Source organism: Pseudomonas sp. Teo4 (assembly GCF_034387475.1).
Lineage (GTDB): Bacteria > Pseudomonadota > Gammaproteobacteria > Pseudomonadales > Pseudomonadaceae > Aquipseudomonas.
Genome location: NZ_JAXCIL010000001.1, coordinates 2,020,285 through 2,033,946, shown reverse-complemented (window position 1 = coordinate 2,033,946; position 13,662 = coordinate 2,020,285). Strand labels below are relative to the sequence as shown.

12 protein-coding genes and 2 pseudogenes are annotated in these 13,662 nt (G+C 61.3%); 10 read left to right on the top strand and 4 right to left on the bottom strand.

What is annotated here, in order from left to right; genetic code table 11:
- Nucleotides 1-34 precede the first annotated feature (34 nt).
- Together PspTeo4_RS09255 and PspTeo4_RS09250 are read left to right on the top strand one after the other, a co-directional pair.
- A complete protein-coding gene (locus PspTeo4_RS09255; protein ID WP_322363375.1) occupies nucleotides 35-889 on the top strand; it encodes an alpha/beta hydrolase in 855 nt (284 codons plus the stop codon).
- 351 nt (nucleotides 890-1,240) lie between these two features.
- On the top strand, nucleotides 1,241-2,140 hold the full coding sequence (locus PspTeo4_RS09250) for a LysR family transcriptional regulator (protein ID WP_322364826.1): 900 nt from the start codon (nucleotides 1,241-1,243) through the stop codon (nucleotides 2,138-2,140).
- On the opposite strand, the gene PspTeo4_RS09245 is transcribed toward PspTeo4_RS09250, so the two are convergent.
- The gene (locus tag PspTeo4_RS09245) at nucleotides 2,137-3,270 is read right to left on the bottom strand and encodes a porin (protein WP_416196914.1); all 1,134 of its coding nucleotides are present in this window, start codon (nucleotides 3,268-3,270) and stop codon (nucleotides 2,137-2,139) included. The genes PspTeo4_RS09250 and PspTeo4_RS09245 overlap by 4 nt on opposite strands.
- A gap of 381 nt (nucleotides 3,271-3,651) precedes the next feature.
- Between PspTeo4_RS09245 and PspTeo4_RS09240 the strand changes: the two genes are divergently transcribed.
- The 3 genes and pseudogenes from PspTeo4_RS09240 to PspTeo4_RS09230 form a co-directional block, all read left to right on the top strand.
- Nucleotides 3,652-4,971 carry an MFS transporter gene (locus PspTeo4_RS09240; RefSeq protein WP_322363374.1) on the top strand — a complete coding sequence of 440 codons (1,320 nt, stop codon included), beginning with the start codon at nucleotides 3,652-3,654 and terminating at the stop codon, nucleotides 4,969-4,971.
- A gap of 3 nt (nucleotides 4,972-4,974) precedes the next feature.
- Nucleotides 4,975-6,150: a M20 aminoacylase family protein gene (locus PspTeo4_RS09235; protein WP_322363373.1), complete on the top strand. Its 1,176-nt coding sequence runs from the start codon at nucleotides 4,975-4,977 to the stop codon at nucleotides 6,148-6,150.
- 20 nt (nucleotides 6,151-6,170) lie between these two features.
- Nucleotides 6,171-6,332 (top strand): annotated as a pseudogene (locus tag PspTeo4_RS09230) (chorismate mutase); the annotation flags it as partial.
- Nucleotides 6,333-6,414: 82 nt separating this feature from the next.
- On the opposite strand, the gene PspTeo4_RS09225 reads toward PspTeo4_RS09230, so the two are convergent.
- Together PspTeo4_RS09225 and PspTeo4_RS09220 are read right to left on the bottom strand one after the other, a co-directional pair.
- Nucleotides 6,415-7,029, bottom strand: coding sequence for a hypothetical protein (locus PspTeo4_RS09225; RefSeq protein WP_322364824.1), 615 nt, complete (start codon nucleotides 7,027-7,029; stop codon nucleotides 6,415-6,417).
- 509 nt (nucleotides 7,030-7,538) lie between these two features.
- Nucleotides 7,539-8,450: an AraC family transcriptional regulator gene (locus PspTeo4_RS09220; RefSeq protein WP_322363371.1), complete on the bottom strand. Its 912-nt coding sequence runs from the start codon at nucleotides 8,448-8,450 to the stop codon at nucleotides 7,539-7,541.
- Between the two features lie 102 nt (nucleotides 8,451-8,552).
- Between PspTeo4_RS09220 and PspTeo4_RS09215 the strand changes: the two genes are divergently transcribed.
- From PspTeo4_RS09215 to PspTeo4_RS09195, 5 genes and pseudogenes are all read left to right on the top strand, one after another.
- Nucleotides 8,553-9,113: a carboxymuconolactone decarboxylase family protein gene (locus PspTeo4_RS09215; RefSeq protein WP_322363370.1), complete on the top strand. Its 561-nt coding sequence runs from the start codon at nucleotides 8,553-8,555 to the stop codon at nucleotides 9,111-9,113.
- Between the two features lie 48 nt (nucleotides 9,114-9,161).
- Nucleotides 9,162-10,226 carry an acyl-CoA dehydrogenase family protein gene (locus PspTeo4_RS09210; protein ID WP_322363369.1) on the top strand — a complete coding sequence of 355 codons (1,065 nt, stop codon included), beginning with the start codon at nucleotides 9,162-9,164 and terminating at the stop codon, nucleotides 10,224-10,226.
- A complete protein-coding gene (locus PspTeo4_RS09205) occupies nucleotides 10,223-11,044 on the top strand; it encodes an ABC transporter ATP-binding protein (RefSeq protein ID WP_322363368.1) in 822 nt (273 codons plus the stop codon). The genes PspTeo4_RS09210 and PspTeo4_RS09205 overlap by 4 nt, the downstream gene beginning before the upstream one ends.
- Nucleotides 11,031-12,236, top strand: coding sequence for an ABC transporter substrate-binding protein (locus tag PspTeo4_RS09200; protein WP_322363366.1), 1,206 nt, complete (start codon nucleotides 11,031-11,033; stop codon nucleotides 12,234-12,236). The genes PspTeo4_RS09205 and PspTeo4_RS09200 overlap by 14 nt, the downstream gene beginning before the upstream one ends.
- Nucleotides 12,236-12,983, top strand: a pseudogene (locus tag PspTeo4_RS09195) (ABC transporter permease). The gene PspTeo4_RS09200 and the pseudogene PspTeo4_RS09195 overlap by 1 nt, the downstream one beginning before the upstream one ends.
- 21 nt (nucleotides 12,984-13,004) lie before the next feature.
- On the opposite strand, the gene PspTeo4_RS09190 reads toward PspTeo4_RS09195, so the two are convergent.
- The gene (locus PspTeo4_RS09190) at nucleotides 13,005-13,610 is read right to left on the bottom strand and encodes an START domain-containing protein (RefSeq protein WP_322363364.1); all 606 of its coding nucleotides are present in this window, start codon (nucleotides 13,608-13,610) and stop codon (nucleotides 13,005-13,007) included.
- Nucleotides 13,611-13,662: the final 52 nt, after the last annotated feature.

The window sequence follows — 13,662 nt, the reverse complement described above, 5'->3', positions numbered from 1 at the left end:
AACGGATTAACGTGTTCAATCGAATAGGTGGGTTATGAAAAGCTATACGGTTCAAGCCAATGGCATTCGGCAGTTCGTCATTGAAGAAGGGGAGGGAGCACCGGTTATTCTTCTGCATGGGTTTCCGGAGACGAACTATGCCTGGCGGCATCAGATGCCTGAACTCTCTAAACAGTTTCGCGTGATTGCGCCAGACCTGCGTGGTTACGGCGAAACGGATAAACCAGCCTCTGGCTACGATAAGCGAAACATGGCGCGTGATATTCGCGAATTGATGCGCGCACTCGATATTCAGAAAGTCGCATTGGTAGGTCATGACCGTGGCGCACGTGTGGCCACTCGATTTGCCAAGGACTACCCGGAACTTGTTGACCGCCTGGTGGTGATGGACAACGTTCCGACCCGTATCGTTGCACGGGAACTGAACGCTTCAATTGCCAAAGCTTACTGGTTCTTCCTGTTCCACTTGGTTCCTGACCTCCCCGAGGCGCTTATCGCAGGTCGGGAACACATCTGGCTACGCCACTTCTTTTCGGACTGGACTTACGACCCCTCGACGATCAGCGGCGAAGCATTCGACACCTATGTGAAATCTTATCAAGCCCCCGGTGCGGTTCGAGGTGCAATGTCGGATTACCGAGCCAACGCTCAGGATGTTGCTCAAGACCTTGAAGACGCAGATGTGAAAATTGCTTGCCCTGTCATGTCGTTATGGGGCGCTGATTTTCATGCTGTCGGAAAGCTGTTCGACATGAAAAGCATTTGGTCTGAAATGGCGGATGACCTGCAGGCTCATGCAATTGAGCAATGTGGGCACTTGCCTCAGGAGGAACAGCCGGAAGTAGTCAATCAGTTGCTTATGAACTTCTTGAGCACTTGGCGTGGTTGATGCTTTATGCTGTTGAAAAACCGAAGTGCCATATGAAAATTGTTGGTTTCGAGATGGCGCATCTCCCACGGCCCCTGCTCATCGGTTCGTCCTCGCCAAAAACCTTGCGCAGCCCCTCGTCCGCGGTGTCCAGATGCTCCGTTCGCGCGACCCAATGACCTGAACATGGCGATGCTTGCGCACTGAGTTCATCCAGGCCGAAGCACCTCGGCCTCGTGGGCGAGGGGGCGTACTGTTCGGCACTGAGGAATCAATGCGGATCTACATCACTCATCCTGGCGCTGACGCAACTGCAGGATGTTGGCTGAAGTCTTGCAGTACCTCGTCAATCAACAACAAGAGTCGGGTAGCGTGAAATTCCACCAAATCAAAGCACTGGTCGCGGTCGACCAATGTGGCAGCATCAATGAAGCATCGCAACGGCTGCATGTGACTCAACCAGCGTTGAGCCGCTCCATCAAGGAACTTGAGCGTGAACTGGGGCTGACCTTGATGCAGCGCACCTACAAGGGCATGTCGCTGACCGAAGAAGGCCGGCGCATCCTTCGCCACGCGCAGATGGCGGTCGAGAGCATGCGCCGGCTCCAGATCGAGGCTGACAACATTCATGATGCCGCGGTCGGTGAAGTGACCATCGGCGTCACGTCGCTGACGGCGGTGCTGCCAGAATTCGGGCCGTGCATCAGTGATTTTCAGGCGAAAAACCCGCGTGTGAGGCTCAAGCTTACCGAGCAGCGGCCAAGCCACATCGTTCAGCGGCTACGCGACGGTTCCCTGGACTTCGCCCTCACCTCACAACAAAACACGCAACGGCTGAACCTGGACTGGGAGGCCGTGCAACGCATCCAGGGCAATGTGTTCTGCAACCCCGCCAACCCGCTGCGCCATGCGCGCTCACTGCGTCAGCTGCAATACGCCAACTGGATCAGCCTGGATGCGGTTGACGATCGCTCCTCGCAGTTTTATCAAATGTTCGAGGTGAACGACGTCAACCCGCCGCAAAACGTCATCGAATGCTCGTCCTTGCTGCTGGCCTTGGGCTTGGCGGCGAATGCGAACGCGTTCATGACGCTCAGTGATTTTGCTGCAGCCACGGCCCTTACGACGGGGCCGGCTGCAAAACTGACCAGGGTCGAGGTGGAGGAAATCATCCCCGAATACCCCATCTATCTGGTCAGTGTCGATCGGCACGCGCTGACGTCGCCGGCCAGGGAGTTGTTCCATAGCCTGCGCGTCAGGCTGCAGCGCTAAAAGTGGTAATACATGCCGATGGCCACATTCTGCGGGTCATCGCCGCTCTGTTCGAGCGGTATCCCCGCATAGCTGACAGCGGAGTCGCGGCGGTTGGCGATCAGCGCCAATCGGCCGTAGATCGCCCACTGCGGTCGCAGGAAGTGGTCATAGCCGAGCATCATCCCGTAGGCATCCTTGTCGCCGAACTCGATGTCGCGCTTGACCAGCGCCAGGCGAGCGACATCAGCCTTGCCTACCGGTGCACTGAAGCCCAGGGTCCACGCCTGCATGCTGGGCGTGGCGTGATTGTCCACGTCCTGGCGTTGCCAGGTCAGGCTGCCAGCCACCGGCCCGAAATCCCGGAAGACCGACGCACTTTTGAAGTAGTTGTGGGTTTGCCGATTGTCATCACCCCAGGGGTCACTCAGGTAATCGTTGTAAGACCCCAGCACAATCCACTGCGCGTTGCTGTACTGCACGCTCACGCCCTTGCCGCGCAGGGTCTTGCCTGAACTGGCGGTGTCGTTCCAGCCGAAGCTCACCGCGCTGCCCACGCTGATGCCCGCGAATTTGGGGGTGGTGTAGGCCAAGGTATGCTTGGGCCGCATGTCGAGGTAGAACGCACCGTTGCCCGCGGGTGGGCTGGTCAGGTAGGTGTAGGGTGACCCGTAGGTGGCCAGGAAGGGGTCGGCGTAGGTGGGTGTTCCCATGCCGTAGGTCTTGCCGAATTCCAGTTTGCCGTAACTGCGCGACCGCAGCGCGACCACTGCCAGGCGCAACCCGCCAATCTGCTTCCAGTGCTGTGAAAATGCCTGGCCGTTGACGTTGAAGCCTTCTTCGACGTCCATTTCGAGCACGGTGTCCGGGCCGAGTGCCTTGCGCATGTACAACCCCAGCTTGTTCGTCCAGGCACCGCCTCCGGCGATCTTGTAGCCCGAGTAATGGCCGGAGTCCTGATAATTCACGAAGGCATCGACCGTGCCATACACCTTGAGCTTGTCGTCGTAACCTTTATCCACGTTGTAATAACCAAAGCCCGATGCAACCCGCCCTATCGAGGGAAACCCCTCGGCCTCGCCTGCCAATGGCAGCCCGAGCCCAACGAACATGACGGCCAGCGACCCAGTACGTGTAGCGAACGCCCCCATTGCAGACTCTCCGTGCAAGTGTGTACGGGTTCGCAGCCTCCACGAAAATAAAAATGCTCGGAAATCGCCAATTTGATAAGGCTATGCCTTTTTGTTAATTGGCCCCATGCAAAACGGGATAACACCGTCGCGTCAGACGCCGAGTAATGCCGTAGATGACGGCAAATGGGGATTTGCTGGCCAATATCACTCACCGGCAGGGCAAGCAATCTGTGCAAAGGCCTGGCTGAAAAGCTCGCCTTTGCATCCAATTGGTGCGCTTTTATCCCGCAACCGACCAGCTTGTTAACCATTGGTAATGTGCTTGCAAAAAGCGCAAGTGATTCAGCGCCCGGGTTACTCGATAGTTCGTCCACAACACGAATGACTCGGAGAGAGCCCATGACGACCCTGCACCCGGATACCCGCCTGGCGACCGACACACGACCTGTCGAAAAACCTGCCGTCGGCTCCAGACGCGCCACCGTGGCGTGTGCACTAGGCAACGCCCTCGAGATGTACGATTTCACCATCTACAGTTTTTTCGCCGTGATCATTGCGAAAAACTTCTTCCCGGCACAGTCACCGGTCGCATCGTTGCTGATGTCACTGACCGCCTTCGGTGTTGGCTTTCTGATGCGCCCGGTGGGGGCCATGGTCATCGGCCGCCTGGCTGACCGAAAGGGCCGCAAGGCGGCACTGAGCCTGACCATAGGGCTGATGTGCCTGGGCACCGCGCTCATCGCCTTCGCACCCACCTATCAGCAAGCGGGCGTGTTCGGCACGGTGATGCTGGTGATCGGGCGCCTGACCCAAGGGTTTTCCGCAGGGGGTGAAATCGGCACCGCATCGGTGTTGCTGATGGAATCTACCACTCCCCGCAGTCGTTGCGCGAGCGTCAGCTGGCAAGCCGCCAGCCAAGGTTATGCAGCCTTGGTAGGGGCTGGCATAGGCCTGCTGCTGAGCAGCGTCATGAGCACGCCGGACCTCGAGGGCTGGGGCTGGCGCATTCCGTTCCTGATCGGCCTGCTGATTGGCCCGGTCGGGTGGTACATTCGTCGCTGCATGCCCGAAACGCTCGAGCAGCAGGCGCCCCGCACGCCTCACACAGCCACCGCCAAACCTGACTGGCGCAGCGTGATCGACCTGCGCAACACCATGCTGGCAACCGGGCTGATGGCGAGCGCAACCATCGGTATGTACCTGTTCATCTTCTACATGCCCTCGTACCTCATCACCACGCTGCACTATCCGCAGCGCAGCGCCATGGCGATTGCCTGTGTCGCTGCTGCATGCCTGGCGATCATCAGCCCGATTGCCGGGCGCTACGCCGACCGCCATCGCCTGCGCAAAAAACTCCTGGCATGGACCGTTGCCCTGCCGGTGATCAGCGCATGGCCGGCGTTCTGGCTGTTGTCGCACACCACGGATCTATATGCCGCAATGCTGATCGTGGCGCTGCTGGTACTGCCAGGGTGCGTTGGCTCGGGGGCGTTCTTCGCATTGATCATGGAGGGCTTCGCCAAGCCTCAGCGCGCATTGGGGACCTCGGTCAGCTACAGCTTCGGTGTCACCTTGTTTGGTGGCTTCTCGCCGCTGATCGCCACCTGGCTGACGTCGACCCTGAGCGACCCGTTGGCACCCGCCTTTTATCTGCTGGCCGGTGGGGCAATCAGCCTTGCCTGCCTGAAACTGTTCCCGGAAAACATCGGAAGGGCTTGAACCATGGATGCTCAACAAACCTGCACTGCCTTGAACGATACCGAATTGCACGCCTTCACGGCCCTGCGCCGCCAGATTCATGCGGCGCCCGAACTTGGCGGCGACACCCCGCACACCGCTGAGCTGGTTGCTGCCAAGTTGCAGCAATGGGGCTACCAGGTGCATCGAGGGATCGGCGGGCATGGGCTGGTCGGTGTGCTGCGCAAGGGCCAGGGCACGCGCCGGATCGGCCTGCGTGCCGACATGGACGCACTGCCCATGCAAGAGAAAAACACCTTTGCCCATGCCAGCCAGATTCCCGGGCGCATGCACGCCTGCGGCCACGACGGCCACACGGCAATTCTGCTCGCGGCCGCCTATCGCCTGGCGAAGTGCCCGTTCAATGGCACGCTGAACCTGATATTCCAACCTGACGAAGAAGGCCTGTGCGGCGCCAAGGCGATGATCGACGACGGCCTGTTCGAGCGTTTCCCGTGCGATGCCATTTTTGCCTTGCACAACATGCCTGGTGCACCCGTGGGCAGCGCGGTAGTGCAGGCAGGGCCGACCATGGCTTCCTCGGAACGGGTGCAGGTGCACATCACCGGCAAAGGTGGCCACGGCGCCATGCCGGAACTGGCCGTGGACCCTCTGCCAGTGGTGGCCAGCCTGATCAACGCCATCCAGACCATCAAATCACGCAACCTTGGCCCAGAAGAATACGCCGTGGTCAGTATCGGCATGCTGCAGGCCGGTAGCGTGTACAACATCATCCCGGATGAGGCCAGCATGCTGATCAGCGTGCGCACCGACACCCCGCAGACCCAGCAGAAGATCAACCAGCGCCTGGCCGAAATCGTTCATGGCCATGAGCAAGCGTTCGGTGTCGGCATCGCGTTGACCTTCACCCAACTGGCCCCTGCGCTGATCAACCACACCGCCGAGACAGAGTGGGTTCGGCAAAGCCTGGCGCCACTGTTCGCAACGGGGCAGTTGCACAGCCAGGGGCCAAAGGTGATGGGCACGGAGGATTTTGCCTGGATGCTGACGCAGGTGCCGGGCTGCTACTTCATGCTGGGCAACGGCGAAGGTGAGTTTCACGGCTGCTCGGTGCACAACCCACACTATGACTTCAATGACGAACTGATCCGCCTGGGCGCGGACTGCTGGTACAAGCTGGCCAGTGATTTCCTGGTTTAGGCTGGCGTCGCGTGCGTGGCGATCAACGATCGCCCGCACGGGTCGAGCAAGTCATCAAGAAGGTTCGTGAAATCGCTGACGAAGTCGGTGCTTCTACTTTGGTAGTGGAGCAGTGCTATCGGGCGATGATCTCGGCCTTCATCGCTGAAGAGCTGAGCACCCATGCGATGCTGGCCAACAAGCGTCAGAGGCTTGATGACAACGCGGGGCTCATCCATAGCCCCGCCGTTTTATCCCGCCCCTATCCCTGGTTCAACGCCGCTATCAGCAAGGAATGCCCGCCAGCCGCCAGACAGGCGCTGGAGCAGGTTCGGCCAGGCTGCGCTTGCGCGCCCACTGGGTCAGGATGACCATCAGGGCAAAGCCGAGCACGATCATGACCGGATAAGCCAGCAGCAACTCGGTCAGCGAATACTTCCAGGCCAGCGGCCGACCGACGCCAAGCATCGCCGCATACAACCAGGAAACGCCCGACAGCGCGCCGGAGAACAACGCGAACATCCGCACACCGATATTCAGGTCGAGCAAAGAGCCCGCTTTAAGCAAGGCAGGCAATACATAGCGGTGCAACAACATGCCGTTGAACGTCAACAACAGGACAATAATTATCTTTGCGTGAAGTTTTGGGTTGGAAAAATAGTTCATGCCTTTTTCAAGGTAGTCAATACCGATTACTGCGGCCCCCGTCAGCCACAAGAATATCAAGGCATTGGTCACGGACTTCTGCAAACGCGCCATATGGGTACTGTCATGCCCGGTGTTTTTATTACCTTTCAACAAGTCCCTGACCATCTCGGCATCACTGGCCAATACCAGGCCGATGGCGACACAGCAGGCCAGCAAATGAATATAAACCACCGACAACCGCACAAGCTCCATGGATTCTTTCTGCCCGAACAGGCTGATAATTGTATTAATCTCCACGACGACGTCTCCACGTAAGGCGTTAGCGTTAGCGCTAGAGGGTCTTGCAACAGGCGTGCGAACGACGGGGCCGCAACTGCAAGACCAAATTCATATCTTAAAGTTGAAACAGCGAATAGTTATTTCACACGCGCGGGGGTTCACCCGGCGAGCCTGCTTTAGGCATGTTGTTACTCCATCGTTCAGTTAAAAAAAATCCCCATGTGCATCCCTGCGATGCAGATGAGGTTGAACGTCCATTACTTCTGGGGAGAAAGGCGCGAGGTGCCTACGAATAATCGAGCAATGCACCTGCTGGCAAATAGGAACCGCGGTCGCTTGAATCGTTCATTTTTCGATCTGGAACACCGATAAGCGGTAAACTTAGTTAGTCTGCTAAGTGGTTGTAAGTTGACCGAGTGGAAAGATTTTTCGGCGACGGTTTAATCTGCGCCAGAGCAGTGAATACCCTCACAGCGCTTCAACTACCGACCCTCATGCCGCTTGCGATAAGCCCCCGGTTGCACCCCAACCGCCTTGGCAAATGCCCGGGTAAACGCCGCCACCGACTGATACCCCACCAGCGCCCCCACCTGTTCCACCGTTTTGCCCCCTTGCAGCAACTGGCAGGCATGGCGCATGCGCAGGGCCAGCAACACCTGGCCCGGCGACTGCCCGGCCAGTTCGTTGAAGCGCTTGAAGAACGCCGAGCGCGACAACCCTGTGCAAGCCGCCATGCTTTCCAGTGTCCAGGTTTGGCCAGGCTGTTCGATCAACTGCTGCAGCAACCCGGCAAAGGCCGGCTGGCGGGCGAGGGCGACCAGGCCCCCAAGAGGCTGCCCCACATGCACCTGCTGGCGCAGCACATACAGGAACAACAAGTGCGTCAGCCGCTCCAGCAGTGTCTGCGAGGGCGCAGGCACGCGTTGGCACTCCTGCAGAATCAGCTCGAACAAGGCCCGCGCCGCGTGCGCGGTCGGGTCGTTGGCGCGCAACAGGATGCAGTCGGCCAGGCCTTCGACGATCAGCGACGACAACCCAGGGCGGAAATGGAAGAAACCACACACCAGTCCGACACCGTCGCTCGCCTCGCTGTCCAGTGCCTGCATGGCCTGACGGGGCTGGGCGCAGGCGCTGACCGGGTCCTGGTCGCCAGACAATCGATAACCCAGGTCGCGCAGCAGAAACACCGCATCCCCGGTTTCCAGCCGCAGCGCCTCGGCCTGGCCATCCAGGTGCAGCCAGCAATGACCCTGCACCACCAGGTGAAAGCTTGCCCGGCCCATTCCCTGGGTGCTGGCGTGCCAGCCGCCACAGTAGCGCCCCACATGGAACAGGCTGGCATCGAGTTCGAGGCCTTCTAATAACCAATCGACAAGTGGGCTGGACGAAATCATCTAATGCAAAGACTCAGGAGCAAGGAAAGGCGACTGATGAATATGGAGGGTAATTCTTATAACCAACAGACTGTATGGACACACACCGAAGGAGTCCACTCCATGTCCTCGCGCATTACTCTACACACTCTGCAGAGCGCCCCGGAAGCGGCGCGCCCGTTCCTTGAGAACGCGCAGAAGAACTCTGGCTTCATCCCCAACCTGCTGGGCGTGCTGGCCAACGCCCCGGCGGCGCTGGAAACCTATGTGACCGTGTCGCAACTCAATGGCAAGTCCGAGCTGAGCCTGGCCGAGCGCGAAGTGGTTCAACTGATTGCCGCCACCCAGCATGGCTGCGATTTCTGCGTCGCCGGCCACACTGCCGTAGCCCTGAACAAAGCCAAACTGCCTGCCGAAGTGGTCGAGGCACTGCGCGCCCGTGGCGAACTGCCCGATGCCCGTTACGAGACGCTGGCCGCGTTCGCCCGCGAAGTCATCGCCACCCGTGGCAATGTCAGCGAGGCCACCTACCAGGCGTTTCGCGACGCAGGTTTCAGTGAAGGCAACGCCTTGGAAGTGATCCTGGGGGTGAGCCTCGCAACCCTGTGCAACTTTGCTAATGTGTTTGCCCAGACGCCGCTCAACGACGAGCTGAGCAAGTACCGCTGGCAGCCTTCTGCGTAATCCGCATCCGGTGCCGGCGCTGCCGGCGTTTTCAAAAGGAGTAGGGACATGCTTGATTCCGCTTTTCGACAATGGCTGGATGCCAATGCCGAGGCAATCGACCAGGGGCACTGCGACCCGCACCTGGTACTGGCGCACATTGCCGAGTCGCAGTTGCTGCGCATCGGCATCGACCCGGCCCTGGGCGGCACAGGGGGCGACGTAGGCGATGCGGTGGAAGCCATCGCTGCCATCGCCAGCCGTTCGCTGGCGGCTGCATTCGTTTGCTGGGGGCAGCGCGCCTTCATTCAGTATTTGCTGCACAGCCCCAATCAGGCCTTGCGTGAGCGTCTGCTGCCACGCCTGCTGACGGGTGAGTTGGCCGGTGCCACGGGCCTGTCCAACGCCATGAAGTTTCTTTCCGGCATCGAGGCGTTGCAGGTGCGTGGACGCCCCGAGGCTCAGGGCTGGGCCCTGGAAGGCCGCCTGCACTGGGTGACCAACCTGCGCAAGAGCGGCTTTGTGGTGGCGGCGGCCATTGAAGACGAGGCGGGGGGCGCGCCTTTCGTTCTGGCCATTCCATCCGAAAGCGGTGGTCTGGAACGTTCCGACGACCTGCAACTGATGGGCCTGCAGTCGAGCAATACCGCGGCGCTGGCGTTCCATCAGGTCGAAGTTGGGCAGGAGTGGTTGCTGCATGACAACGCCCGCGAGTTCCTGCCCAACGTACGCCCGGCGTTCCTGGCCCTGCAGTGCGGCATGGCCATCGGCCTGGCCCGTCGTGCGCTGGACGAAGTACAAGTGCATCTGCACGGCCGGGCGTCGTTCCTCGAAGAGGCGCGCCAGGTGCTCGGGGAGCGTCTGCAAAACACCGTGGATGAACTGAAGCAGGGGCTGCTGGATGGCCGCTTCCTCAAGCAGCCGGCGGCCTTGTTCAAGCTGCGCATCATCCTCGCCGAAAGCGCCGCCGATGCCGTTCAGTTGGAACTGCAGGCCAGCGGTGGCAAAGCCTACCTCGACGAGTACGGCCAAGGCTTCGCCCGCCGCTGGCGCGAGTCGGCCTTCGTGCCGATCGTCACGCCAAGCCTCGTGCAGCTGCGCGCCGAATTGCAACGCCAGGCGAACGCGGCATGAGCCACGTGTTGCTCGAAGCCCGCGAAATCAGCCTGGGCTACCCGCGCGACGGCGGTTGGCAGGCGGTGCTGGCCCGTTTCGACCTGCGCCTGGCGCCCGGTGAGGTGGTGAGCATCCTCGGCCCCAGTGGTGTCGGTAAGTCCAGCCTGTTGCGCGTATTGGCCGGCCTGCAGCCGCCGCAAGGCGGTAGCGTGAGTTTGCACGGCGAGGCGTTGCAGGGCCCGCACCCGAGGCTGGCGGTGGCGTTTCAGGACCCCAGCCTGCTGCCCTGGCTGAGCCTGGAGAAGAACGTCGCCTTCGGCCTGGATTTCGCGCGCCAGCCCAAGCTGGCCGCAAGCGAGCGCCGTGCGCGTATCGACCACGCCATCGCCGCCGTGGGCCTGACCCACGCCCGCAACCAGTACCCGGCGCAGTTGTCCGGAGGCATGGCCCAGCGTACCGCGCTGGCCCGCTGCCTGGCCCGCCAACCCGAGGTGCTGTTGCTGGACGAGCCGTTCGGCGCGCTGGATGAGGTCACCCGCGCCGACATGCAGCAACTGCTGCTGCAATTGATCGCCACGCACAACACTGCTGCGGTGCTGATTACCCACGACATCGACGAAGCCCTGCTGTTGTCCGACCGGGTCCTGCTACTGGGCAACCACCCAGCGCAGGTCCTCGGCCAATGGCCCATCGACCTGCCGCAGCCACGGGCGCAACGGGTCGAGGAACTGGGCGCGCTGCGTATCGACATTCTCAAAACCCTTCGGCGGGCAAGCCGCACAGCTGAACCTTCCCCAACCCCCTTGCCCTCGGAGGCTGTCCATGTGCATGGATGATTGCTGTTCCGCGACCTCGCGCCGCGACTTTCTGAAGCTCAGTGCCATGCTGACCGCAGCGGGTGCCGTGCCACTGTTGTCCAGCTTGCAGGCCCGCGCCGCTGCCGAGCCGGACGCGCCGGTGCGCATCGGCTACCTGCCGATCACCGACGCCACGCCATTGCTGGTGGCCCATAACAATGGCCTGTTCGAAGCCGAAGGCATCAAGGCCGAGCGCCCGGTGCTGCTGCGTAGCTGGGCGCAGGTGATCGAGGCGTTCATCTCTGGCCAGGTCAATGTCATTCACCTGTTGTCGCCGATGACGGTGTGGGCGCGCTACGGCAGCAAGGTGCCTGCCAAGGTGGTGGCCTGGAACCATGTCGGTGGTTCGGGCCTGACCGTGGCCCCGGACATCACCGACATCAAGCAGCTCGGTGGCAAGACCGTGGCCATTCCGTTCTGGTACTCGATTCATAACGTGGTGGTGCAGCAAATGCTCAGCGACAACGGCCTCACGCCGGTCTCGAAGCCTGCCAGCGCGGTGCTTGCGGCCAACGAAGTCAACCTGCTGGTGCTGCCGCCGTCGGACATGCCGCCGGCCCTTGCCAGCAAGCGGATCGCCGGGTATATCGTCGCCGAGCCGTTCAATGCCCTGGCCGAAAACCTCAAGGTCGGCCGTGTGCAACGCTTTACCGGGGACGTCTGGCGCAACCATGCCTGCTGCGTGGTGTTCATGCACGAGCATGATCTGAACAACCGCCCCGAGTGGTCGCAGAAGGTGGTCAACGCCATCGTCAAGGCCCAGCACTGGACCCGCGAACACCGCGCCGAGGCAGCCGCGCTGCTGTCCAAGGCCGGCCCCAACAAGTACACCCCGCATGAGCCGGCGGTGTTGGCCAAGGTCCTGGCCCCGTCCGCTGAGGACCGTGCCGGCTACATTGCCAGTGGTGCCATTCAGCACCAGCAGTGGGAGGAAAGGCGCATCGACTTCCAGCCGTATCCGTTCCCCAGTTACACCGAGGAACTGGTCAAGCGCCTGAAGCACACGCTTATCGAAGGTGAAAGCGGCTTCCTCGCCGGCCTCGACCCTGCCCAGACTGCCCGTGACTTGGTCGATGATCGTTTCGTGCGTAACGCCATCGCCACAGTCGGCGGCCCCTCGACCTTCGGCATCGCCGAAAGCTTCGAGCGCAGCGAGGAGTTCGCGGTCTGATGCGAAGGCATGTGCTGAACGTCGGCCTTGGCCTGGCCGGGTTGCTGGGGCTGTTGCTGTTGTGGTGTGCAGGTGTTCGGCGAAGCCGATGGCTTATCGGCGCGTTTTTCGCCCCAGGCGACCCTGGCCAGCCTGGTCGAGCTGCTGGGGCAGGGTGAGGTCTACGGGCATGTCTGGGTGAGCCTCAAGCGGATCCTGGTCGGGCTGTTGCTGGCCTTGCTGGTCGGTGTGCCCCTTGGCCTGCTGGTGGGCAGCTACCGGCATGTGGAAGCGGCGACCACGCCAGCCTTCCAGTTCTTGCGGATGATCTCGCCGCTGTCGTGGATGCCGGTGGTGGTGATGTTGATGGGCGTGGGCGACCAGCCGATCTACTTCCTGTTGGCCTTCGCCGCCTTGTGGCCGATTCTGCTCAACACAGCCGCTGGCGTGCGACAGCTCGACCCGCGCTGGTTGCAGCTGAGCCGCAGCCTCAGCGCCACACGCTGGGAGACCTTGTGCAAGGTGATAGTCCCTGGGGTGATCGGCCATGTGCTGACCGGGGTGCGCCTGGCCATCGGGATTCTCTGGATCGTGCTGGTGCCCTGCGAAATGCTCGGGGTCAGTGCCGGGCTTGGGTACTTCATTCTCGATACCCGTGACCGCTTGGCCTACTCGGAGCTGATGGCGATGGTGCTGCTGATCGGGGTCTTGGGGTTCATGCTCGACGCCCTGGCCCGGGGCCTGCACCGACGCTGGGTGCACGCCTGAACAACCTGTGCGGGCCAGGCTTCAACGCTGGCGCTCGGCCACGGCCCGCAAGGTGCGCAAGGTGACCACCGGCGCGTCCACCACGAAGCGGTTGGCCAGCCAGCCTGGCACATCCCCGGCAGGGTCTGCCTTCAGCTGATAGGTCACTTCGGTATAGCGCTCGCCCAGCGGTTTCATGATCCACTCGCCACTGAGCCGTTGCACCCGTATCAGCCCCGGCACCTCGGGCAGCTTGCCCGGGTCGGCGCTCAAATGGCGGTGCAGGGTGCCGTCGTCCAGGCGTTCGGTGGTCACCTTCAGCACCATGTCCCGTGGCATCGTCGGCCAGGGCAGGTTGGTGGTGAGGTAGACCCAGGTGCTGTCGCCTTCCACCTCCACCAGGCGCATTTGGTCGCAGGTATACAGCCATTTGCAGGCTACCCGCAGGTTCTCCTGTAGGTCGGTGAGGGTGCGCACGCTGGCTTTCATGCGGCTGATGCCCCGAAACTGCTGGTAGGGTGAGTCGGCGACAGCGCTCAGGTACACCTTGATGCCTTCGCGGTCGTATGCCAGCTGCCAGTCGTCTGCGGCCAGCAGGTAGGCCGGTGACAGCGACAGCAGGGCGGCGAACAGGCGGTAGCGGAGCATGATGGACACCGCGCAAAGGTGGAGTTGCAGTATGCGCGGCAAAGACAAAGCC